We start from the raw sequence: 23,142 nt of genomic DNA, 5'->3' as shown, positions 1-23,142 counted from the left end.
AATAAAAATGTCACGTCAACAACCACTGTCCGCTGTCAGTTCACCGCGCCTGCTGGCCTCTGCGATTGGCGTGGCGATCACCGCCGGCTCCGCAGGCCATATGGTCCAGGCCGCCGAAGACACCAACCCGAAAGCCCCGAGCAAGGCGATTGCCCTGGACGCCACCAGCATTACCGGTGAAGCGCAGGACTCGACGTCCTATCAGGTGGAGAAGGCATCCTCGCAGAAGTACACCGCTCCGCTGGTGGATACCCCCAGGTCGGTCACGGTGATTCCCCAGCAAGTGCTCAAGGACACCGCTGCAACCTCCTTGCAAGATGCATTGCGTACCGTTCCGGGGATTACCTTCGGTGCCGGTGAAGGCGGCAACCCCCAGGGCGATCGTCCGTTCATCCGTGGCTTCGACGCCCAGGGCGATACCTACCTCGACGGCGTGCGCGACACCGGCGGCCAGAGCCGTGAAATCTTCGACATCGAATCGGTAGAGGTCAGCAAAGGCCCGAACTCCTCCTTCGGCGGACGCGGTTCGGCAGGCGGCAGCCTGAACCTGGTGAGCAAGCTGCCCAAGCAGCAAGACTTCCTCAATGGCGGGTTCACCTACGGTTCCGACCAGACCCGCCGCTACACCCTGGACGTCAACCGTCAGTTCCTCGAAGGTGCGGCGTTCCGCCTGAACCTGATGAGCCACGAGCAGAACGTGGCCGGTCGGGATTCCGTCAACTACGACCGCTGGGGCGTGGCGCCTTCGCTGACCTTCGGTCTTGGCACTCCGACCCGGGTCAACGTCAGCTACTACCACATGGAAAGCGACGACCTGCCGGATTCGGGCATTCCCTACGGCTACGGCTCGAACGCCCCCAAGGCTCCGCATGTCCATGACAAACCCACCGATGGCGGCGACAGCAACAACTTCTACGGCCTGAAGGACCGTGACTATCGCAAGACTCGTGCAGACATCAGCACCGTTTCCATCGAGCACGACCTGAACGAAAACATGACGCTGAAAAACACCCTGCGTCATGGCAACACCGGCCAGGACTACATCCTCACCCAACCGGATGACAGCCAGCACAACGTCAGCCAGTTCGGCACTGTTTGGCGCCGTGCCAACAGCCGCGTTTCCACCACGGAAACCACCACCAACCAGACCGATCTGTTTGGCGAGTTCCATGCACTGGGCTTCAAGCACAACTACTCCACCGGGCTCGAGTTCACCGGTGAAGAAACCCGCGTCAGCAGCTACAACATTGCCGGCAACTCGAGCCAGGTGTGCAACCCGGGCGCGACGCCCAGCTGTACTTCGCTGAGCAACCCGAACCCCAACGATCCGTGGACCGGCAGCATCACGCGCAACTACAACGGCACCAACACCAAAGCCACCAGCCGCGCCGCCTACGTCTTCGACACCATCGAACTCGACCCGCAATGGCTGCTCAACGTTGGCCTGCGCTACGACACCTTCGACACCGTGGCCAACACCAATGCCGTGCCGACTGCGACGGTCAAGGCCAGGAGCAAGCTCAAGGACAGCAGCCAGTTCTGGAACTGGCAGGCAGGCCTGGTGTGGAAGCCAATGGAGAACGGCAGCGTCTATGCCTCCTACGCGACCTCGGCCACTCCAGCCGGCGCTCTGGTGGGTGAAGGTGCGGAAGGCAATCCTTTGGCGGCCGGCGCCAGCACCAGCGATCTGCAGCCTGAAGAAACCGTCAACTACGAGCTGGGTACCAAGTGGAACGTGTTCAACGATCGCCTGGCGCTGACCGCTGCGGTATTCCGTACAGAGAAGAAGAACACCCGGGTCCTGGTTGATGCCATGACCTATCAGAATGCGGGCGAGTCCCGTGTCGATGGCCTGGAGTTGGGCGCCAGCGGCAAGATCACCGACAAATGGCAAGTCTTCGCCGGCTACAGCTACCTCAAGAGTGAGCTGGTGGACGCCGGCCTGACGGGGCGCAACGGGGCCATCACCGCAGGCGCTGCATCGGCGAGCGGCAATCAGATGCCGAACACGCCGAAGAACTCCTTCAGCCTCTGGAGCACCTACGACATCACCTCGAAACTGACTGTGGGTGGTGGCGCCTTCTACGTCGACGAAGTGTACGGCGACACCGCCAACACGGTTTACGTGCCGTCCTACACCCGCTATGACGCCATGGCCAGCTACAAGCTGACCAAGAACGTCGACCTGCAGTTGAACGTGCAAAACCTGACCGACAAGACCTACTACGACAAGGCCTATGCGGCGCACTTCGCCAACCAGGCGGCCGGCCGTACCGCGCTGATGAGTGCCAACTTCCACTTCTGACGCCGGCCTGTGGCCGCCGGCAGGCTGCATTCACCCGGGCACCGGGGCAGGGTCTTGGCTTTGCCGAAGACTCTGCAAACCCGCCCCTGCGGATACAGCCCGTGCCCTCGGTAGCCGCTACAGCACCCAGCCCCACGCATCTGAATGCCTGGGGCTTTTGCATGTAAAAACGAATGCTTCTCGACAACACACGGCATAATGCGCGCCGTGTTTCACCTCTCTGGACGAACAAGGCGAGTGACGTGTTGAAGAAAACCCTGTTCCAGCTGCACTGGTTCTTCGGCATCAGCGCGGGGCTGATCCTGGCCCTGATGGGCATTACCGGCGCGACGGTCTCGTTTGAGGACGAGATCCTGCGTGCCCTCAACCCATCGGTGCTGCAAGTCCAGAAACTCCCCGCCGGGGCACTGCCACCTGCCGAACTGGTGGAGAAGATCCAGGCCGCCGAAGGCAAGACGGTGTCCATGCTCTGGGTGGAAACCGACAGCGGCAACGCTGCGCGGGTGTTCTTCACCCCAGCGCCGGGTGAGCGTCGCGGGCCGATGCGCTACTTCGACCCCTACACCGCGCAACTGCTGGGCGACGCCGTCGGCCAGGACTTCTTCGGCTTCATGCTGCAGTTGCACCGCTTCCTGGCCATCGGTGACACCGGCCGGCAGATCACCGGCGCCTGCACCCTGATTCTGATCTTCTTCTGCCTGTCCGGGCTGTACCTGCGCTGGCCGCGCCAGGTCGGCAACTGGCGGGTGTGGCTGACCCTGGACTGGGCCAAGAAAGGCCGCGGCTTCAACTGGGACCTGCACGCGGTATTCGGCACCTGGTGCCTGCTGTTCTACCTGCTGTTCGCCCTCACCGGCCTGTACTGGTCCTACGATTGGTACCGCGAGGGCCTAACCAAGCTGCTCTCCGATGCGCCGCACAGCGAACGCCAGCGTGGCGGCCGCGGCGGCCCGGCGCCCAAGGGCCCGGCCCCGGTGGCGGACTACAACGCCCTGTGGAGCAGCCTCTACAGCGCCGCCGGCAAGGACCTCAATGCCTACAACGTGCGCATGCCGCCAGTGGCCGGGCAACCGGCGACCGTGTTCTATCTGCTCAAGACCTCGCCCCACGAGCGGGCCTTCAACCAGATCACCCTGGACCCCGTCACCGGGGCCATCAGCCGCCACGATCGCTACGCCGACAAGAGCTTCAAGTCGCAATTGCTCACCAGCGTCTACGCCCTGCACGTGGGCAGCTACTTCGGCCTGATCGGCCGCATCGTGCTGGCCCTCGCGTCCCTGAGCATGCCGCTGTTCTTCATCACCGGCTGGCTGCTGTACCTGGACCGGCGGCGCAAGAAGCGCCAGATCAAGCACGCCCGCCGGGGCCTGGAGGCTTCTGCCGAGAATGCGTCGGCATGGCTGATCGGGTTCGCCAGCCAGAGCGGTTTTGCCGAGCAACTGGCCTGGCAGACCGCCGGGCAATTGCAGGCCGCCGGGGTCGGCGCCAAGGTCCTGCCCCTGGGCAGCCTCAGCGAGCAGGACCTGCGCGACGCCCAGCGGGCGCTGTTCGTGGTCAGCACCTTCGGCGACGGCGAAGCCCCGGACAGTGCCCGGGCTTTCGAACGCAAACTGCTGGGCCGAGAACTGTCACTGCCTGGCTTGCAATACGCCGTGCTCGGTCTCGGCGACCGCCAGTACCCGCACTTCTGCGGCTTTGCCCGGCGCCTGCACGACTGGTTGTCGAGCCAGGGGGGCCACACCCTGTTCGCGCCCATCGAAGTGGACAGCGGCGACACCTACGCCCTGCGCCACTGGCAGCAGCAACTTGGCCAGCTCACCGGCCATGCACCGGTGGACCTGTGGCAGGCCCCGGCCTTCGACAACTGGACCCTGACCCAACGCACCCTGCTCAACCCTGAAAGCAGCGGCTCCGGGGTCTACCTGCTGCAACTGCAGGCCCCGAGCGCCAGCAGCTGGCTGGCGGGCGATCTGGTGGAAGTCATGCCACGCAACAGCCCCTGGGCGGTCGAGTACTTCCTCGATGGCCTGGGACTTTCCGGCGCTACCCAGGTGCAGCTCGACGGCCTGGAAGAAAGCCTCGAACAGGCCCTGGGCAGCCGCCAACTGCCGGAGAACCGCGCCCACCTGGTGGGGCTGCACGCCCAGGCCCTGCTGGATGCCCTAGTGCCCCTGAACATGCGCGAATACTCCATCGCCTCGATCGCCGCCGACGGCTGCCTGGAATTGCTGGTGCGCCAGGAGCGTCACCCCGACGGCAGCCTGGGCATCGGTTCCGGCTGGCTCACCGAGCACGCACCGCAAGGCGCTGCCATCAGCCTGCGGGTGCGGCGCAACAGCGGCTTCCACCTGCCGGCCGAGCCTTGCCCGCTGATCCTGCTGGGCAATGGCACCGGCCTCGCCGGCCTGCGCAGCCTGCTCAAGGCACGGATCGCCGACGACCAGCAACGCAACTGGCTGATCTTTGGCGAACGCAATGCCGAGCACGACTTCTACTTCAAGGATGAACTGCAAGAGTGGCTGACCCGAGGCGACCTGAGCCGCCTGGACCTGGCGTTCTCCCGGGACCAGGCACAGAAGATCTACGTCCAGGACTGCTTGCGGGCCGCCGCCGATGAGCTGCACAAGTGGCTGGCCGAGGGCGCATCGATCTACATCTGCGGCAGCCTGCAAGGCATGGCGTCAGGAGTGGACCAGGTGCTCAACGACCTCCTCGGTGCCGAGCAGGTGGAGCGCCTGATCGAACAGGGCCGCTACCGCCGCGACGTCTACTGACCAGCCGAACGCCTCGCCGGCAAGCCGGCTCCTACACCGCTCGTATCGCACCTCGTAGGAGCTGGCTTGCCAGCGAAGGCGCCCGCCAGTACGGCGCAAGGCTCAGGGCCCTCTTCGCCGGCAAGCCGGCTCCTACACCGCTCGTATCGCCCCCCGTAGGAACTGGCTTGCCAGCGAAGGCGCCCGCCAGTACGGCGCAAGGCTCAGGGCCCTCTTCGCCGGCAAGCCGGCTCCTACACCACTCATATCGCCCCCCCCGTAGGAGCTGGCTTGCCAGCGAAGGCGCCCGCCAGCACGGCGCAAGGCTCAAGGTCCTCTTCGCCGGCAAGCCGGCTCCTACACCACTCATATCGCCCCCCCGTAGGAGCTGGCTTGCCAGCGAAGGCACCCGCCAGTACGGCGCAAGACTCAAGGCCCTCTTCGCCGGCAAGGGTTACACCGGCTGCAGATTGTGCTCGTACACAGACACCCCATCCAGGTCCCGCAGGATCACCTTCAACTCGGCCGTCTGCCCATCGATCTGCACCTCACCGAAGAACTGGAAGCCGGCGAAGGGCGAGGCGTTCTGAGTTGGCGGCGCCTTCTGGAACACCACCTCGGGGCCGAAGGTCTTGTCCAGTGCATTGGGCCCGAAGCTCCCGGCATTCAAGGGGCCGGCGACAAACTCCCAGAACGGCTCGAAATCCTGAAACGCCGCCCGATCCGGGTGGTAATGGTGAGCGGCGCAGTAATGCACATCCGCCGTCAGCCACACATGGTTGCGCACCCGATGCTTGCGCAAATACGCCAGCAGCTCGGCAATCTCCAGCTCGCGCCCCTGGGCCGGGCCCGGATCGCCATTGGCAATCGCCTCCCAACGCGGCACGCCAGGGCTGACCTCACCGTCGGGTACACCCAGGCCAATGGGCATGTCGGCGGCCACCACCTTCCACTGGGCTGAAGAATCCTTGAGCTCACGCTTGAGCCAATCCAACTGTTCACGACCGAGGAAGGGTTTCTCGCCACCCAGGTTGTCATCGTTGGGCCCGCGATAGCTGCGCATGTCCAGCACGAACACATCCAGCAACGGCCCATAACTGAGCTTGCGATAGATGCGCCCGCCGCCATCGGCGCTCTGCCGGCGCATCGGCGAATACTCCAGCCACGCCTGGCGCGCGCGGCCCACCAAGGTCTGGATGTCCTTGACCACGTAGCGCTCGTCCAGCTGCTTGCTCGGCGACCAGTTGTTGACCACCTCGTGGTCGTCCCACTGCCAGATCTGCGGCACCTGGGCATTGAAACGGCGCAGGTTCTCGTCCATCAGGTTGTAGCGGTAGTTGCCCCGGTATTCATCGAGGGTCTCGGCCACCTTGCTCTTGGCCTCGGTGGTGAGGTTGCGCCAGATGCGCCCGTCTTCCACGGTCAACTGCGCCGGCACCGGGCCGTCGGCGTAGATGGTGTCGCCGCTGTGGATGAAAAAGTCCGGCAGACGCAGGCGCATCGCCTCATAGATGCGCATCCCGCCGATATCAGGATTGATGCCGAAACCCTGGCCCACCGTGTCGCCGCTCCAGACAAAACGAATGTCCCGGCGTTGCGACGGCGCACTGCGCAAATGGCCGAACCAAGGCTCACTGGCCACACCGGACTGCGCATCCTCGAAGGTCACCCGATAGAAGATCGCCTGGTTGGCCGGCAGCCCGGTCAACTCGACCCGCGCGGTGAAGTCGGTGCGGGCATCGGCCAGGGGCGAAACAGAACGCCGGGGGTTGCTGAACACGCTGCGGGTGTCCCACTCCACCACCATCCGCGCCGGACGGTCACTGCGACTCCAGATCATCGCCCGATCTCCCAGCAGATCCCCGGACTGCACCCCATCGGTGAGCTGCGGCCGATCCTTGACCGAAGCGATCACCGCCGGCGCGAGGCTCGGCATCAACAGCCCCGCCCCGGCGATTTGCATGATCCGACGACGGCCGAGGTTGAACTCGCTCATGGTGACTCCCTGACAATGGTCAAAAAGCCCACCTTAGACAGCGGGGATGAAGGGGGTGTGACAGGCCGCTGGCGAACTCGGTGGCGTAGTGGCCAGCTACTTGCTCAACCGGGAGCGTGACGATGACCGTCGAGCAAGACATCCACCACACCACGGGCCATTTCCACCGAATGCACCAGCGACCAGATCAGCCCGCGCTCGATGCCGCTGGCGTGTTCGGTGATCTCGTCGGACACCTCCTCGGCAGCTTTGAGCAGCATGGAAACGTGGAGCAAGGCTTTCTCGGCGCTGATGCCAGGGCGGACGGTGTAGAGCGAGTCGCTGCCCGCGGGGCCAGCGGCGGTGGGGTGCTGGCCCTCCTCCGTAGGAGCTGGCTTGCCAGCGAAGGCGTCGGCCAAAACAGCGCAAGGCTTAAGGACCTATTCGCCGGCAAGCCGGCTCCTACAGGGCTGCGGTGCTGCCGCCTTCTCCGTAGGAGCTGGCTTGCCAGCGAAGGCGTCGGCCAGAACAGCGCAAGGCTTAGGGCCTATTCGCCGGCAAGCCGGCTCCTACAGGGCTGCGGTGCTGCCGCCTGCTCCGTAGGAGCTGGCTTGCCAGCGAAGGCGTCGGCCAGAACGGCGCAAGGCTTGAGGGCCTCTTCGCCGGCAAGCCGGCTCCTACGAGGCGGCGGGTTGCAGGGCCAGTTCCGCCGTTTCAGGCCGTTTTACCAGTGCATACACCACGGCGGTCAGCAGGCTGCCGGCAATAATCGCCAGCAGGTACAGCAGCGCATGGTTGATGGCATTGGGGATCAGCATGACGAACAGGCCGCCGTGGGGCGCCATCAGTTTGCAGCCGAAGTACATCGACAGGGCGCCAGTCAGGGCGCCGCCGGCAATGCTCGCCGGGATCACCCGCAGTGGGTCTTTGGCAGCGAATGGGATCGCGCCTTCGGAGATAAAACACAGGCCCAATACCAGGGCGGCCTTGCCGGCTTCGCGTTCAGTCTGGGCAAATTTGCGCCGGGCAATAAAGGTGGCGATGCCCAGGCCAATGGGCGGCACCATGCCGGCGGCCATGGTGGCGGCCATCGGTGCATAGCTCTGGGAGGCCAGCAGCCCCACCGAGAACGCGTAGGCGGCCTTGTTGATCGGCCCGCCCAGGTCGACGCACATCATCCCGCCCAGCAGTACCCCCAGGAGGATGGCGTTGGTGGTGCCCATACTGTCGAGGAAGTGGGTCAGGGCTTCGAGCATGCCCGCCACCGGCTTGCCCACCACGTAGATCATCACCAGCCCGGTGAACAGGCTGGCCAGCAGCGGGATGATCAGGATCGGTTTCAGTGCCTCCAGACTCTGTGGCAAGCGCGCATATTTGTTGATGGCCTTGGCCGCATAGCCCGCCAGGAAACCGGCGACGATGCCGCCGATAAAACCCGCGCCCAGGGTGCTGGCGAGCATGCCGCCAATCATCCCTGGCGCCAGCCCCGGACGGTCGGCGATGGAATAGGCGATGTAGCCGGCCAACAACGGCACCATCAACTTGAAGGCGGTTTCGCCACCGATCTGCATCAGCGCCGCGGCCAGGGTGCCCTGCTCCTTGAACGCGGTGATGCCGAAGACAAAAGACAGGGCAATCATCAGGCCGCCCGCCACCACCATCGGCAGCATGAACGACACGCCGGTCAGAAGGTGCTTGTAGACCCCGGTCTTGTCCTGCTTGACCGGGGGCTGGGCGCCGGTGGCGGTGGACTCCAGCTGGCCCTCGGCCAGGGCCTTGTTCAGGGTCGCTTCGGACTGTTTCAGGGCCACGCCGGTGCCGCAGCGATAAATGCGCTTGCCGGCAAACCGCTCAGTGGGCACTTCAATGTCCGCCGCCAGCAGCACCACATCGGCCTCGGCAATGGCCTCGGGGCTCAGGGGATTGCGCGCCCCCACCGAGCCCTGGGTTTCCACTTGCAGGTCGTAGCCCAGGCGCTTGGCGGTTTGCTGCAAGGCCTCGGCGGCCATGAAGGTGTGGGCCACGCCGGTCGGGCAGGCGGTGATCGCCACCAGCCGCGGGGCGCGCTTGCCGGTCTCGACCACGGGCTCGGCACTGGCCTCGGCCGCGGCATATACCTGGGCTTCTTCGGCGCCGCGCCGTAGCACCGCATCGACATCCTGCAGGGCCTGGGACGGCGTGCTGCGATACACCCGCTTGCCGACAAAACGCGACAGATCCAGCGGCCCGGTGCTGACCACCAGCACCCACTCGGCAGCCTCGATGGTGGCCGCCGACAATTGCCGCTCAGGGTGCGCCGCATCATGTACTTCAACGCTGGTGCTCCAGCCCTGGCGCTGGGCCGCGGCGTCCAGCAGGCGGGCGCAGAGCACGCTGGTGACCATGCCGTTGGGGCAGGCGGTAACTATGGCTAACTTCATGGGCAACCCTCTTATTGTTCTATGAGGGGGTGCACGCGCACCCCCTGCTCCAGCCGGGCCAGTTGCGCCCTGTCGCTGATGCCGAAACCGATCTGGGTCACGGCCAGGGCGGCAATCGCCGTGGCGGTGCGCAGGGTCTGCTCGAAAGGCTGGGCACTGAGCAGGCCGTGGAGCATGCCCGCCAGCAACGAGTCGCCGGCGCCCACGGTGCTGACCACGCTGACCCTGGGCGGCAGGGCCTGCAGGGATGGCGCGGCGCTGAACCAGTTGACCCCTTCGGCGCCGTGAGACACCACCACGTGCTCCACGCCCTGGGCGTGCAACTGGCGCGCGGCTTCGGCCTGCCCGGCCACTGAAACCACCGGGCTGCCCAGGGCCTGCGCCAACTCTTCAGTGTTGGGCTTGACCAGCCAGGGGCCCGCCGCCAGGCCGGCACGCAAGGCGGCGCCGCTGGTGTCGAGGGCGACTTTCAGGCCCAGGGCTTTCAAGCGCAGCAGCAGGGCCTGGAACCATTCGGGGCTGACCCCACGCGGCAGGCTGCCGGCCACCACCACCGCGTCATGCCCGGGTGCGATCTGCTCCAGGCGCTCGAGCAGGGCCTGTTGCGCGGCTTCACTGACCTGGGGCCCGGGGCCGTTGATATCGGTAATGCGGCCGTCGCTTTCGGCCAGCTTGATGTTGCTGCGGGTGTCGCCGGGCACGCGGATAAAGGCATCGACAAACCCGCGGCTGGCGAACAAGGCCTCGAACGCCTGGGGATTGTCGGCGCCGAGAAAGCCGCTGACGGTCAGTTGATGGCCTAGGTCAGCCAGCACCTGGGCCACGTTCACGCCCTTACCGGCGGCGTGGCTGTGCATGGCCTCGCTGCGGTTGACCTGCCCCACTTCCAGATGGGCCAGCGGGACGGTGAGGTCCAGGGCCGGATTGAGGGTCAGGGTGAGAATCTTCGCCATTACATGGCCTCCACAAGGGCACGCACTTCGTGAGCGCTGCCGACGGCCAGGGCCTGTTGAGCCAGGGTCTGGGCCTGGCCCAGGCTGAGTTCGCGGATCCGCGCCTTGACCTCGGCAATGCTGCGGCCGGAGACGCTCAGTTCATCCACCCCCAGGCCCACCAGCACCGGCACCGCCAGCGGGTCGGCCGCCAGCTCGCCGCACACGCCGACCCATTTGCCATGGGCATGGGCGGCGCGCACGGTGATGTCGATCAGTTGCAGCACCGCCGGGTGCAGGCCGTCGGCCTGGGCGGAAAGGGTCGGGTGGCCACGGTCGATGGCCAGGGTGTATTGGGTCAGGTCGTTAGTGCCAACGCTGAAGAAGTCCACTTCCTTGGCCAGCACCGGCGCCAGCAGGGCGGCGGACGGCACTTCGATCATGATCCCCAGCTGCAGGTCGGCCACGGGGATTTCCCGGCGCAAGCGCTCGGTCATGTCCCGGGCCTGGCGCCACTCTTCGACGCTGCCGACCATGGGGAACATGATGCGCAGCGGGCGGTTGTCCGCCGAGCGCAACAGGGCACGCAACTGCGCTTCCATGATCAGCGGCCGTTGCAGGGTCAGGCGGATGCCGCGCACGCCGAGGAAGGGGTTTTCCTCCTTGGCGATCGGCCAGTAAGGCAGCGGTTTGTCGCCGCCCACATCCAGGGTGCGCACCACCAGCGGACGCCCGGCGAGGCCGTCGAGCACACGGCGGTATTCGGCTTCCTGGGTGGCTTCGTCCGGCGCCTGGGGATGGGCCATGAAAATCAGTTCGGTGCGCAGCAGGCCGATGCCTTCGGCGCCGTTTTCCACGGCGGCGACGACGCCGGCGCTTTCGCCGATATTGGCAAACACCTCGACCCCGTGGCCATCCGTGGTGTGGGCCGGTTGATGGCGCAGCTCGGCGGCGGCCTTGAGGCGTTGTTCGCGGCTGTCGCGCTCTTGCGTGGCGCGCTGCAGGGTCGCCAGGTCAGCGTCGACGTGCAGGCGGCCACGCTGGCCATCCAACAGCAGCGGTGTGCCGGGCTGGATCAGCAGCACCGAGGCGCCGGCGCCCACCAGGGCCGGAATGCCCAGGGCCCGGGCAACGATAGCGCTGTGGGCGGTGGCACCGCCGCGAGCGGTGAGAATCCCGGCCACGCGGTGCGGGTCCAGGCGCGCCACATCCGAAGGGCCGACTTCGTCCATTACCAGGATGTAGGGCTGCTCCGGTTCAGCCGGGGTTTCGACGCCACAGAGTTGGGCCAGCAGCCGGCGGCCGATGTCCCGCAGGTCGGCGGCGCGCTCGGCGAGCAAGGCGTCCTGCAGGGCTTCCTGTTGTTTGGCCGCGGCCTCGATCACGGTCATCCAGGCCGCTTCGGCGCTTTCGCCCTGTTTGAGGCGGGTGTCCACTTCGTCGCTCAGCTCGGGGTCGTCGAGCATTTCCTGGTGGGTGATGAAGATCTCGCGGATGGCCTTGGCCTGGCTGCGCTGGATCAGCCCCTGGATGTCCTCGCGCACCTCGGCCAGGGCCTGCTGCAAGCGCTGGCGCTCGATGGCGGTGGACTCGCCGCGCAGTGGGTAATCGATGGTTTGCTGAACCTGGACATGGGCCGGGCCGATGGCGATGCCGGGGGCAGCGGCGATGGCCTGGATCAGGCTGCCGGAAGCCGGGGCGCTGATCGGCTCGACGACTGCTTGCGGCTCCTCCCGAGGGGCACTGACAGCCGGCAAGGGCTCGACTTCCTCGCCCAGGCCTTCCTCGATAGCGGCCAGCAACGCGGGCAAAGCGTCGGCGGCGATGCTCGGTTCAGCGATCAGCTCCAGCACCTGACCGCGCCGGGCACCGAGGCTCAGCAGCTTGCTCAGGCTTTTTACCGAAACCGCAGACTCCTTGCCCTCGGCGAGGCGAATGCGGATCTCACCGTCAAATTGCTTCGCCAACTGCGCCAGTACCTTGGCCGGCCGGGCATGCAGGCCGTGGGCGTTGGCCAGGGCGATGCGCGCGCTGGGCCAGTCCGCCGGCGCTTCACCACCGAGCACTTGCAGCACCGCGCGGCTGCTGGTGGCGCGACCCAGTTCATGGCCACGGCCTTCGATCAGCAGTGCGCACAGGCGCTCCAGCAGGGCCTGGTGGGCTTCCCCCAGGCTGGCCAGGCAGAACAGCCCGTTCAGCGGCTGGCCCAGGTAACGCAAGGGTTTGTCCGGGGTGACGAAGGCCAGCCCGGGGCGCAGCACGGTCTGCTCGCTGTGCAGCCACCACAGGCCATCCCCCAGGGGCAGGGCCTCCACCTGTTGCAGCACCGCGGCAAAACCGTTGCTCACGCATTCGGCCTGGCGCAGCAGGCGCGCACCACGCCATACCAGCTCTTCGAAATCTTCCGCGGCCACCCCGAGGCTGATCATCTGAGCATCCAGCGCCAGTTCCTGGGGCGCCCCCTGCAGCAGTTTCAACAAGGCCTCGGGAGAGCTGGCGCGACGCAGAGCCTGACCCAGGTCGGTCTCACCCAGGGCCCGGGTCAGCAATTGCAGGAGGCGCAGGTGCTCGTCGGACTTGGCGGCAATGCCAATGGCCAGGTAGACGATCTGGCCGTCGCCCCAATCCACGCCGTCCGGGAACTGCAGCAGGCGCACACCGGTGGCGAACACTTGGTCGCGGGTTTCCGGGGTGCCATGGGGGATGGCAATACCTTGCCCGAGAAAGGTCGAGCCCTGGGCTTCGCGAGCCTGGAGGCCGGCCAGGTAACCCTCGGCCACCAGGCCGTCCGCCACCAGCCTGTCGGCCAGCAAATGCAGCGCCGCAGATTTGTCCACAGCCGATTGGCCCATGGATATCTGCTCTACAGTGAGCTCGAGCATGCGTTCTCCTATTTAGCGCGGGGCGGCGCTAGGTATTGTTTTAAATAGTCAGCCTAGGCGTCTTAAACGCCACAAACGGGACCCAATGCCCGGCAGGGGCAGATCGGCGCTTGTCTTCAAGTCCAGAAAATACGCCTGCTGAAACGTTTAATCTAGAATGTTTGGCACGTTACTCGATAATCTTCCATCCTTGAAGCCCTTCCGGTCGTTTGCAGATTCCGACAATGGTCGCCTGCCCAGATCGGGTAGGATTGGCGAAAATGTCGGGGCAAGCATCAATAACAAGGAAATCCCGGGTTGAAACTCAGTGATATCGCTCGCCTGGCTGGTGTGTCCGTCACCACCGCCAGTTACGTCATCAACGGCAAGGCCGAACAACAACGCATCAGCAACGCCACCGTGGAACGGGTGCGGGCGGTGGTCGAGGAGCATGGCTTCACGCCCAATCCCCAGGCCGCCGGCTTGCGCAGCCGGCACACCCGTACCCTGGGCTTCATTCTCCCTGACCTGGAGAACCCCAGCTACGCGCGCATCGCCAAACTGCTGGAACAAGGTGCCCGGGCCCGGGGATATCAGTTGCTGATCGCCAGCTCCGACGACGCCCCGGACAGCGAGCGACAATTGCTCCAGCTGTTCCGTGCCCGGCGCTGCGATGCGTTGTTCGTCGCCAGTTGCCTGCCAGCCGAAGATGACAGCTATCGACAGCTGCAGGCACAGGGGCTGCCGATCATCGCCATCGACCGGGTGATGCCGCCCGAGCTGTTCTGCTCGGTAATCAGCGATGACCTGCAGGCCAGCCTGCACCTGACCCAGAGCCTGCTGCAACCGCAGCCCAGGCAGATCGCGCTGATTGGCGCCCGCCCGGAACTGAGCATCAGCCAGGAACGGGCCGCGGGGTTCCGCCAGGCCTTGCAAGGTTTCAGCGGTGATGTGCTGATCGAACAGGGTGATGCCTTCAGCCGCGACTGCGGCCGGCAACTCATGGAAGAGTTGCTGCAGCGCCTGGGCCATCTGCCGGACGCCCTGGTGACCACCTCCTATGTGCTGCTGCAAGGGGTGTTCGACGCGCTCCACGACTTCCCGCTGAAGTCCCGGCCACTGCGCCTGGGCACCTTTGGCGATACCCAGTTGCTGGATTTCCTGCCGCTGCCGGTCAACGCCATGGCCCAGCAGCATCAACTGATCGCCGAAAAGGCCCTGCAACTGGCCCTGGCGGCCATTGAGGAGTCCCATTACCAGCCTGGCGTACAGGCCATTCCTCGGACCTTCAAACAGCGCATCCAGCAGGGCTGAGCCGTGGAGCTGATCGACACGCACACCCATCTGGATTTTGCGGATTTCGATGCCGACCGCGAGGCGCTGCTGAGTGATAGCCGCGCCCGCGGGGTCAAGCGAATGGTGGTGCTGGGGGTCTATGAGGCCAATTGGCAGCGGGTCTGGGACCTGGTGCAGAGCGATGCGCAGTTGTACGCAGCCTTTGGCCTGCACCCGGTCTACCTCGACGATCATCAGCCTGCCGATCTCAAGGTATTGGGCGACTGGCTGACGCGGCTGGCCGGCCATCCACAGCTCTGTGCAGTGGGCGAGATCGGCCTGGACTATTTTCTCGAGCACCTGGACCGCCCGCGCCAGCAAGCGCTGTTTGAAGCCCAATTGCAGCTGGCAGTGGATTTCCAGTTGCCCGCCCTGCTCCATGTAAGACGCAGCCACGCGGCGGTGATCGCCACCTTGAAGCGCTTCAAGCCCCGGCGTGGCGGCATCATCCATGCCTTCGCCGGCAGCCGCGAGGAGGCCCGGGAGTACCTCAAGCTGGGGTTCAAGCTGGGCCTGGGCGGGGCTGCCACCTGGCCTCAGGCCCTGCGGCTGCGCAAGGTGCTTGCCGACCTGCCCCTGGAATCCCTGGTGCTGGAAACCGACTCGCCGGACATGGCGCCTGCCATGTTCCCCAACCAGCGCAACAGCCCCCAGCACCTGCCGGCGATTTGCGCCGCCCTGGCCGAAATCATCGGTATCGCTCCCGAGCAACTGGCCAGCGCCAGTACCCGCAACGCCTGCGAGCTGTTCGGCTGGTCGTCAGGCGACCTGTAGCAGCAACGGCCGACGCAGCCGGCGGCGGGCAATCCCCATGACCAGCAAGTAGCTCGCCAGCATCAGTGCCGAAATGCTCAATTGCTGGGCCAGGCTCACCAACCCGACCCACTCCAGCACCAGGGTCACCAACAGCACCGTGGCACACAGCACGATCATCGTCGCACGCACGGTGGCGAGCGACCCCAGGGCCTTGAAGCGCCTGATCTGCTCCGGGCAGCTGAGCTTCAGGGGGCGCTGGCAATGCTTGCAGTTGAAGTGTTCCTGCATGGCCATGGCATTGAGTTGCCAGGGTTCGAGGTCCAGAAGGGTCTGGCAATGGGCGCAGCGGCCCTGGACTCCAGAGGTGACAGTCATCAGCAAATTTCCTCGGGGCCATGCTGGGGCATGGCCGACGGGTCGAACAGCCTCCGGGATTAACGGGGCTGCAAAAACAGACGCGCAGGAAAACAGGAAACTCGCTGTAAACAAAGCACTTATTGACTACCGATTGTGTGCAAGACAACGCAGCCCCCGATGGGTCAGGGGCTTTGCCGACCTGCCGTCCTGGCTTGATCAGACCCGGAAGGCACCGATCAATTGCTTGAGCTGCACCACCTGGGCCGACAGTTGGCGGCTGGCATCCTCGGTCTGGTGCGCGCCCTCGGCAGTGCGTTCACCGGCCCGGTTGATCTCGACGATGTTCTGGTCGATATCGTGGGCCACTGCGGTCTGCTGCTCCACCGCCGCGGCAATCTGCTGGTTCTGGTCGACGATCATGCCGACGGCGCCAAGGATGTTTTCCAGGGCCTGCTGGACCTTTTCCGACTGCCCAACCGTGCCATTGGCCATGGCGTGGCTGCTACCCATGGCCTTGACCGCCGCGCTGACGCCGCCGTGGAGCTTGCCGATCATCTGCTCGATTTCCTCGGTGGACTGCTGAGTGCGCTTGGCCAGGGTCCGCACCTCATCGGCCACCACCGCAAAGCCCCGCCCCTGCTCCCCGGCCCGGGCCGCCTCAATGGCGGCGTTGAGCGCCAGCAAGTTGGTCTGCTCGGCGATGCTCTTGATCACCTCCAGCACCCGGCTGATGGACTGGCTGTCATCGGCCAACTGGTTGATCACCAGCACCGACTGGTCGATCTCGCTGGCCAACCGGGCGATGCTGCCCTGCTGGGACTCCACCAGCCCGCGGCCGCTGATGGTCTCATCATTGACGCTGTGGGCACTGCTGACCGCTGCGGCAGCACTGCGGGCCACTTCCTGGGAGGTGGCGGACATCTGGTTCATCGCCGTGGCCACCTGCTCGATCTGGCTGCGCTGGCCGGCCACCGCCTGGTTGCTCTGGGCCGAGACGTTTTCCACCTGCCCGGCCTGGCGCTCGACCTCGCTGACGGTCTGGCCGACTCGCTCGATCAGGTCGTGGATCTTCAGCACCGTGCCATTGAACACGCTCCCCAGCTCACCCAACTCATCACGGCTGTGGGCGGTGAAGGTGACGGTCATGTCCCCCGCTGCCACCTTGTCCATCATCGCGCCGAGACGGCGCAGGGTGGTGCGGGTCGAGGCGTAGAAACCGCCATACAGGTAGACGATCGACAAGAACACCAGGGCCAGGGCCGCCACCAGCAGCACCATGTGCCGGCGGTTCTGCTCCAGGCGCGTTTGCAACTCGACATCGAGAAACTTCAAGGTGGCTTCGTTGAGCTGGTAGGTTTGCGCCATCAGGCCGCTGACCTGGTCGTAGAACCCTTGCCAGGGGGCGTCCAGGGTGTCGGCCATCACCACCTGCTCCTCGAACAGTTCACTGGCCTGCTTGAGGCTGCCCTTGCTGCTGACGGCCTGGCCGTCCAGGGCATCGTGGGCTGCACGGCTGGAGCCCAGGGCATCCTGGAGCTTGAGTCCGTATTCGGCCTGCAGCTTTTCGATCTGCACCAGCAGTTCGTCAAAGCGGGTGCTGGAGGATGAGTTGAGAAATCCCTGACCCAGGGAGTAGGCGCCCATGGCCCGGCCTTCGCCCAGGGTCTGGGTGACCTGCGGAGTGACGCTGGTGATCAACTCGCTGAGCTGGCGGATATCACCCTGGCCATCGCGGCTCAGGCCCGACTGGCTGGCGATGATCTGGCTGAACAATTGGGCGCTGCCCAGCAGCTTGCCGATCAGCCCGCTCTTGTTCAGCAGCGAGCTTTCCACCTGCTGGATCTTGAAGGCGGCGATCAACTCATCGCGCTTGGCGTTGAACGCTTCCACCTGTTGGGGATCCACGGTCACCGCCTGCATGGCCTGCAAGCGCTCCAGCACCGACGCTTCCAGGGCGACGATCTTGCCTTCCAGGTCCCCGGCCTTGCCGGACTGGCCGAGGCTGGCGTTGATCTGCACCAGGTTGTTGAGGGTCTCCAGGTCCCGGCGCAAGGCCAGGCTGCTACCCAGCAGGTCGAGGCTCTGCAGCTCGACCCGGGTGCCCTGGAACTCGCGATAGGAGTCGCGTACCAGATAGAAGTTGGTCACCAGCATGGGTAGAAAGAACAGCACGCTGATCAGGCTGAACTTCATGCCGAAGCTCAGGCGGTTCATCAGCGCGACAGCGGGATAGAGCAAGCTCTTCACAAAGAAGTCTCCCTTTTCTTTATTGTTATTGGCAGGCAGACGAAGGCAGCACAAAGCCACTATTCGGCGCTTCGTCTGTATAGCTCAATTTTGGGGGAGGCTTTGTAACTTAAAGTTAACCGCTAAAGAGCGCCCCGCAGAGGCGCTTCTTCAGTGGATGGCACAAGACCCATGTGGCGAGGGCGCTTGCCCCCGTTCGGCGACGCCGCCATCGCAACTCCTGCGCCGGGCTGTCGGGTTGGGGCCGCTGGGCAGCCCCGAGGGAGCAGGTTTGGTTGTCGCCTCAGGCCAGAACGGTCCACAGGGCAAACCCGGCATACCAGAGCACTGCGGCCCGTAAAAGCAATTCCCAGATGCGATCCAGGCTGTTGATGCCTTCGGGCCCCGCCACCGGCGGCGGAATTTCACCGGCCACCCGCCCGACCTTTTCCACCAGTTGCGCCGCACTGATGTGCCAGTTGAGCAGCTCATGGAGCATCACCCGGCTGACCGCCACGAAGTTACCCACCAGGGCGAAGCTTGCCGCCAGCAGGCGTACCGGCAGCCAGTCGAAGGCGTGACGCAGTTGCGCGGCACGTTCCACCAGGGCCGGCTGCTTGCTGTGTTCGGCAGCCAGGGCCAGCAGGCGATAGCTCAGGGCCGCCACCGGCCCCAGCAGGAAGTACCAGAAGATCACCGCAAAGAAGCTCTGGTAGGCCTGCCACAGCAGGTGGCTCTGGACGCCTTCCAGCAACTGCTCGCCGCTGTCGGCGCAGATGTCCAGGTCACGCTTGGCGACATGGGCCGCGGCTTGCAGATCCTCGCGTCGCCAGGCATCGCGAAACGGCCCCAGGCCGCCCAGCAGGTCACCTCGGCCCAGGGCATAGATCACCACCAAAAGGTGCACCGGCCAGGCCAGCAAGCCATAGGCCAGCGGCTCCAGCAGCAACAGCAGCCCTCCCAGCAAGGCCACTGGCAGCAACACCAGCAGCATCAGCACCCACCAGGGGTGGCCAGCCATGCGCGGGTTCGACTCCAGGCGTGCCAGTTGCCCCAGCCAGGCGCCGTCGCGCTGCACCCGCTGGCGCAAGGCCGAGAACTTCTCGATCCACACCGCCAGCAGCAACACCAGAAAACTCATTGTCCTTCCCCCTTCTCCAAGGCGGCACGATAGCGTGCCCAGTCGAAAGCCTGGCCCGGGTCGGTCTTGCGCCCGGGTGCGATGTCGCTGTGACCACAAATCCGTTGTGGCGTGATGGCGCAGAAAACTGCCTGCAATTGCTCGGTCAAGGCACTCAAGGATCGATACTGGGCGTCGGTGAAGGGCAACTCGTCGGTGCCTTCCAGTTCGATACCCAGGGAAAAGTCATTGCAGGTCTCGCGCCCCTCGAAGCTCGATACCCCGGCATGCCAGGCCCGGTCCAGACAGGAAACAAACTGGGTGACCACACCGTCACGCTCGATCAGGAAATGCGCAGACACGCGCAAGTCGGCGATCCCGGCAAAATAGGGATGCTCGGTGACATCAAGGCGATTCTGGAAGAATTCCTGCACCTTGCCGGTGCCAAACTGCCCCGGCGGCAGGCTGATGTTATGGATCACCAGCAGCGAGATCTCGTGTGCCGGGCGTTGATTGAAATTGGGTGACGGGCAGTGCCTTACGCCATGACACCACCCCGTGGCAGGGTCCAGCCGCATACCGATTCCTTCAACTGAAAGCCTTGAGTGACCCAGTATGCCGCGTTACCCCCTCAGGTTGCGATCACTTGCCGTGATTGAGCCGTTGCAGGTTGCCGATCACCGACTCCAGAGCCCGGTCGAACAGCAATCGATCGTCCAGGGCACGCACGGCGCCGCGGTGAAACTCCAGGGCCAGGCCCATCCGCGTGCGTTCCAGCACCTTCATCCCGGTACGGTTGACGAACACGTACTTGGCCACCGGATGAGCAACGATCGCCGCCAGCTTGCAGCGCAGGGTGTTGTCTTCGTCTTCCTGGAACTCGACCCAGGCGCCCAATCGCAACTGATCGACCAGCAGCACACTGGGGTCGTTCGCCGGCAGGGCCAGGGGCGCCGCCTCCAGCGGCCCTTCTTCGGCAGATGACAGGACGATCTCCTGGGCCACCACGATCATCTCTGCGCGCTCGGCCGCCAGGGCCACCACGCGTTGCTGCGGAGCCAGGGCCTCGTGCTCGAACGCCTGCAGGTGCAGGGCCTCCAGCTGGCTGAAAAACTCGCTGGTGGCGAAGGGGTCGAAGGCCGCGCTGCTCAGGCCCTCACGCAGGCCCTTGAGCAGCCCCGGCACCAGTGCCAGCAAGCGCATGGCGGTGTCCGGCTGCTCGTGGCGCTGCACGCTCCAGATCAATTGGGCCATGGTCTGCTCGGCGGTCTGCCATTCGACGGACTGGTCACCGTGCTTGAGGCAACTGAGCAGCAGGACCTGGCTCCAGGCATCGCGGACAAAGTCCACCACCTTCTGCGGCAGCACTTTGCCCAACAGTGCGTCGTTCAATGCCTGTTCCACCCGGCGCCGGGCCAGCTCGGCCTTGGCCCGGCCCTCCTCGGCATCACGGGTGCGCTGTTCCAACAGCTCGGCCCGGCGCCGCTCGTCGGCAGTGAAGGCGAGAAAGTCGGCCAACAGCTCGGAAAAGATCGCCGGATCGTCGCTGAACTCGCTCAGCAGACGCTGCACCACCTGTTCAATGCGCAGGTACAGGCTGTCGCGCTGGTGGTCGTCGCAGCCGCCCCAGCCCAGGGCTGCGGCGGCGATTTCATTGAGCAGGCGCCGGGCTGGATGGTTGCTGCGGCTGAAGAAGCTCTTGTCCAGCACCGCCACCTTGAGCATGGGAATCTGCAGACGCCCGATCAGCGCCTTGAGGGAGTCCGGCAGGTTGCGGTCATCGAGGATGCACTCGAAGAGCATGGCGATCAGGTTGATCACGTCCTCGTCGGCCACCCCTACCACTCGGGACTTGCCGCTCTTGACGCTGACCCGGGTCAGCAGCTGTTCGAGCTGGTTGCGCAGGTCGAAATCGTCCTGGGCACTGGGTGCCGGCACGTATTGCTGCAAGTGCGACAGCAGGCGCATCAGGTCGCGGGTCGAGATCGGCTGGGTTTCGGCACTGGCTTCCAGGGTCGGCGCCACACTGCCGCGCACGTGCAGGAGCAAGGTCTGCAGGGCCGCGAACACTTCCTGCACGCTCTCATCGAGCGGGTACTGGCCGGGCTTGGCCGAGCCCCCCTCGGCTGGCGCTGCCTGCGCATCAGCCGGGGGCCGGTCCGTAGCCCGTCGCGCCGGTGCCGGCATCAGCTCCGGCAGGATCCCGGTAGCGATCAGCAACTGGTTGGCTTCGGCATACAACTGCTCGGCTTCGCGGAGCACATAGCGCTCAAAGAGCTTGAGGATGATCAGCTTGACCTTGATCTCGACCCCCAGGCTGCGCCCGGCCTGGAGAAAGTACCCACACAACAGCGCTGGCCCCAAGGGGTTCTCCGCATCCAGCAGGCGCCTGCCCAGCAAGGCCGCCAGGCGCGCGGTCAATTGCCCCAGGACGAAGCCGTCACGGTTGAGCACCTTGGCCACCATGGCATCCACCGCCACGGTCTTTTCCAGGTCGTCACTGGACGGATCAAGGGAGGGGTCGTACGCGACGGCATGGGGTATGACCAGGGCCGGGTCGTACTGGACCAGGCTGGCAAAAGCCTGGAAGTAGGCTTCCATGAAGCCGCGCTCGATGCTCTTGCGCTTCAGGCGCAGGTCGCGCATGGCTTCGAACAAGGTGTTCTGCTCGACGTTGTTCTGTGCCCGGTCGGCCATTTCGAACAGAGTGTCGTCGGCGTTATCGAACAGCTCCTGCAAGCCGTGGCGCAATTGCTGGGCCGCCTTGTCACGAACCTGAAGCAGAATCACAGGCAGGCGGGCTAGCGGCGACGCGGTCGCCTGATCTGTAGCGGCCTTGTGCAAAGGCACTACATTCCCGTCGTTGTGCATCCAAGCCTCCTGGAAAGGTGTTTCTTCGGTTCGGTATCAAGGTTCAGTCAAGCCGGCGACGCTCACAGTCGGCTCTCAGCGGAGGCAGATGCACGCCACTGCACTTCATTCAAGGGGGGCCAAAGATACGTCAAAGCTATGACGTCAATTACAAGGCATATTATCTTGTAAAAGCCCCCTCTTGCGCCAGCAGACTCTGTCGCCCCTCCTGAAATAACCCTGAACAAATAAAGAAAAGTCTTTGCATCCCATCAGACAAAACGACCAAGGACAGGTTCGCCCAGATCTCCCAGGCATTTGCCACCTTGGGTTCGCTGATCCCATGGCCCTATAATCGGCGCACCTTGTTTGTGGAGCCCGTTATGCCGAATCTACGCCTCGCCGACCTGACCGCCGAAATCGAAGCCAACGTACGCCGTGCGTTGCTCGAAGACATCGGCAGCGGCGACATCACTGCGCAATTGATCCCGGCCGAACGTCTGGCCAAAGCCACCATCATTACTCGCGAAGCTGCAGTGATCAGCGGTACCGCCTGGGTCGACGCGGTATTCCGCCAGTTGGATCCCCGGGTCGCGGTGCACTGGCAGGTGGCCGACGCAGAGCGGGTAGCGCCCAACCAGGTGCTGTTCCACCTCGAAGGCCCGGCCCGCTCGCTGCTCACCGGCGAACGCAGCGCCTTGAACTTCCTGCAGCTGCTGTCCGGCGTGGCCACCCGCGCCCGTTACCTGGCCGACTTTGTCGCCGATACCCAGGTCAAGCTGCTCGATACCCGCAAGACACTGCCCGGCCTGCGCCTGGCCCAGAAGTACGCCGTCACCTGCGGTGGCTGCCACAATCACCGGATCGGCCTGTATGACGCCTTCCTGATCAAGGAAAACCATATCGCCGCCTGTGGCGGCATCGCCCAGGCCGTCAGCGCCGCCCACAAGATCGCCCCGGGCAAGCCCGTGGAAGTGGAAGTGGAAAGTCTTGCGGAATTGAAAGAGGCCCTGGCTGCCGGGGCCGACATCATCATGCTCGACGAATTGAGCCTGGATGACATGCGCGAAGCCGTGCGCCTGAATGCCGGCAAGGCCAAGCTCGAAGCCAGTGGCGGGATCAACGAAAGCACCTTGCGTCCGATCGCCGAAACCGGGGTGGACTACATCTCCATTGGCGCCATGACCAAGGACGTCAAGGCTCTCGACCTGTCGATGCGCCTGAGCATCTGAAAACAGCGGCAGGCCTAAAA

15 protein-coding genes are annotated in these 23,142 nt (G+C 64.9%); 5 read left to right on the top strand and 10 right to left on the bottom strand.

The window, feature by feature from the left end; all coding sequences use genetic code 11:
• Positions 1–7 precede the first annotated feature (7 nt).
• Together ACZ5BO_RS05670 and ACZ5BO_RS05665 are read left to right on the top strand one after the other, a co-directional pair.
• The gene (locus tag ACZ5BO_RS05670) at positions 8–2,305 is read left to right on the top strand and encodes a TonB-dependent receptor (protein WP_464698681.1); all 2,298 of its coding nucleotides are present in this window, start codon (positions 8–10) and stop codon (positions 2,303–2,305) included.
• A 242-nt stretch (positions 2,306–2,547) separates the two neighbouring features.
• Positions 2,548–5,079, top strand: coding sequence for a PepSY domain-containing protein (locus ACZ5BO_RS05665; protein ID WP_464698679.1), 2,532 nt, complete (start codon positions 2,548–2,550; stop codon positions 5,077–5,079).
• A gap of 433 nt (positions 5,080–5,512) precedes the next feature.
• On the opposite strand, the gene ACZ5BO_RS05660 is transcribed toward ACZ5BO_RS05665, so the two are convergent.
• The 5 genes from ACZ5BO_RS05660 to ptsP all read right to left on the bottom strand — a co-directional run bounded on the left by ACZ5BO_RS05660 (position 5,513) and on the right by ptsP (position 13,267).
• On the bottom strand, positions 5,513–7,054 hold the full coding sequence (locus ACZ5BO_RS05660; protein ID WP_464698677.1) for an alkaline phosphatase D family protein: 1,542 nt from the start codon (positions 7,052–7,054) through the stop codon (positions 5,513–5,515).
• Between the two features lie 104 nt (positions 7,055–7,158).
• The gene (locus ACZ5BO_RS05655; RefSeq protein WP_464698675.1) at positions 7,159–7,452 is read right to left on the bottom strand and encodes a hypothetical protein; all 294 of its coding nucleotides are present in this window, start codon (positions 7,450–7,452) and stop codon (positions 7,159–7,161) included.
• 258 nt (positions 7,453–7,710) lie between these two features.
• Positions 7,711–9,453, bottom strand: coding sequence for a PTS fructose-like transporter subunit IIB (locus tag ACZ5BO_RS05650; RefSeq protein ID WP_464698673.1), 1,743 nt, complete (start codon positions 9,451–9,453; stop codon positions 7,711–7,713).
• Between the two features lie 11 nt (positions 9,454–9,464).
• Positions 9,465–10,406 (bottom strand): 1-phosphofructokinase, encoded by a 942-nt coding sequence (gene pfkB / locus ACZ5BO_RS05645; RefSeq protein ID WP_464698671.1) that lies wholly within the window; start codon positions 10,404–10,406, stop codon positions 9,465–9,467.
• On the bottom strand, positions 10,406–13,267 hold the full coding sequence (gene ptsP, locus ACZ5BO_RS05640) for a phosphoenolpyruvate--protein phosphotransferase (protein ID WP_464698669.1): 2,862 nt from the start codon (positions 13,265–13,267) through the stop codon (positions 10,406–10,408). Before ptsP ends, pfkB begins: the two co-directional genes overlap by 1 nt.
• Before the next feature lie 297 nt (positions 13,268–13,564).
• Here ptsP and cra point away from each other — a divergent pair, with 297 nt between their 5' ends.
• Both cra and ACZ5BO_RS05630 read left to right on the top strand, forming a co-directional pair.
• A complete protein-coding gene (gene cra, locus ACZ5BO_RS05635) occupies positions 13,565–14,560 on the top strand; it encodes a catabolite repressor/activator (RefSeq protein WP_464698667.1) in 996 nt (331 codons plus the stop codon).
• Positions 14,561–14,563: 3 nt separating this feature from the next.
• The gene (locus tag ACZ5BO_RS05630) at positions 14,564–15,355 is read left to right on the top strand and encodes a TatD family hydrolase (protein WP_464698665.1); all 792 of its coding nucleotides are present in this window, start codon (positions 14,564–14,566) and stop codon (positions 15,353–15,355) included.
• Here the strand turns inward: ACZ5BO_RS05630 and ACZ5BO_RS05625 are convergent.
• The 5 genes from ACZ5BO_RS05625 to ACZ5BO_RS05605 form a co-directional block, all read right to left on the bottom strand.
• Entirely contained in the window at positions 15,341–15,712 is a 372-nt protein-coding gene (locus ACZ5BO_RS05625) for a hypothetical protein (RefSeq protein WP_025130750.1), read from the bottom strand. The genes ACZ5BO_RS05630 and ACZ5BO_RS05625 overlap by 15 nt on opposite strands.
• A gap of 198 nt (positions 15,713–15,910) precedes the next feature.
• Positions 15,911–16,615 carry a methyl-accepting chemotaxis protein gene (locus tag ACZ5BO_RS05620; RefSeq protein ID WP_371261348.1) on the bottom strand — a complete coding sequence of 235 codons (705 nt, stop codon included), beginning with the start codon at positions 16,613–16,615 and terminating at the stop codon, positions 15,911–15,913.
• A 1,609-nt stretch (positions 16,616–18,224) separates the two neighbouring features.
• Positions 18,225–19,061, bottom strand: a complete 837-nt coding sequence (gene ampE / locus ACZ5BO_RS05615; protein ID WP_464698663.1) for a regulatory signaling modulator protein AmpE — start codon at positions 19,059–19,061, stop codon at positions 18,225–18,227.
• On the bottom strand, positions 19,058–19,618 hold the full coding sequence (ampD, locus tag ACZ5BO_RS05610) for a 1,6-anhydro-N-acetylmuramyl-L-alanine amidase AmpD (protein WP_464698661.1): 561 nt from the start codon (positions 19,616–19,618) through the stop codon (positions 19,058–19,060). Before ampD ends, ampE begins: the two co-directional genes overlap by 4 nt.
• 64 nt (positions 19,619–19,682) lie before the next feature.
• Complete coding sequence (locus ACZ5BO_RS05605; protein ID WP_025130746.1) at positions 19,683–21,911, bottom strand: DUF1631 domain-containing protein; 2,229 nt, start codon at positions 21,909–21,911, stop codon at positions 19,683–19,685.
• Between the two features lie 362 nt (positions 21,912–22,273).
• Here ACZ5BO_RS05605 and nadC point away from each other — a divergent pair, with 362 nt between their 5' ends.
• Positions 22,274–23,122, top strand: coding sequence for a carboxylating nicotinate-nucleotide diphosphorylase (nadC, locus tag ACZ5BO_RS05600; RefSeq protein WP_025130745.1), 849 nt, complete (start codon positions 22,274–22,276; stop codon positions 23,120–23,122).
• Positions 23,123–23,142 lie beyond the last annotated feature (20 nt).

It is taken from the genome of Pseudomonas sp. FFPRI_1 (assembly GCF_055384485.1).
The sequence above is the reverse complement of the archived record's forward strand: the minus strand, read 5'-3'. Positions and strand labels throughout refer to the sequence as shown.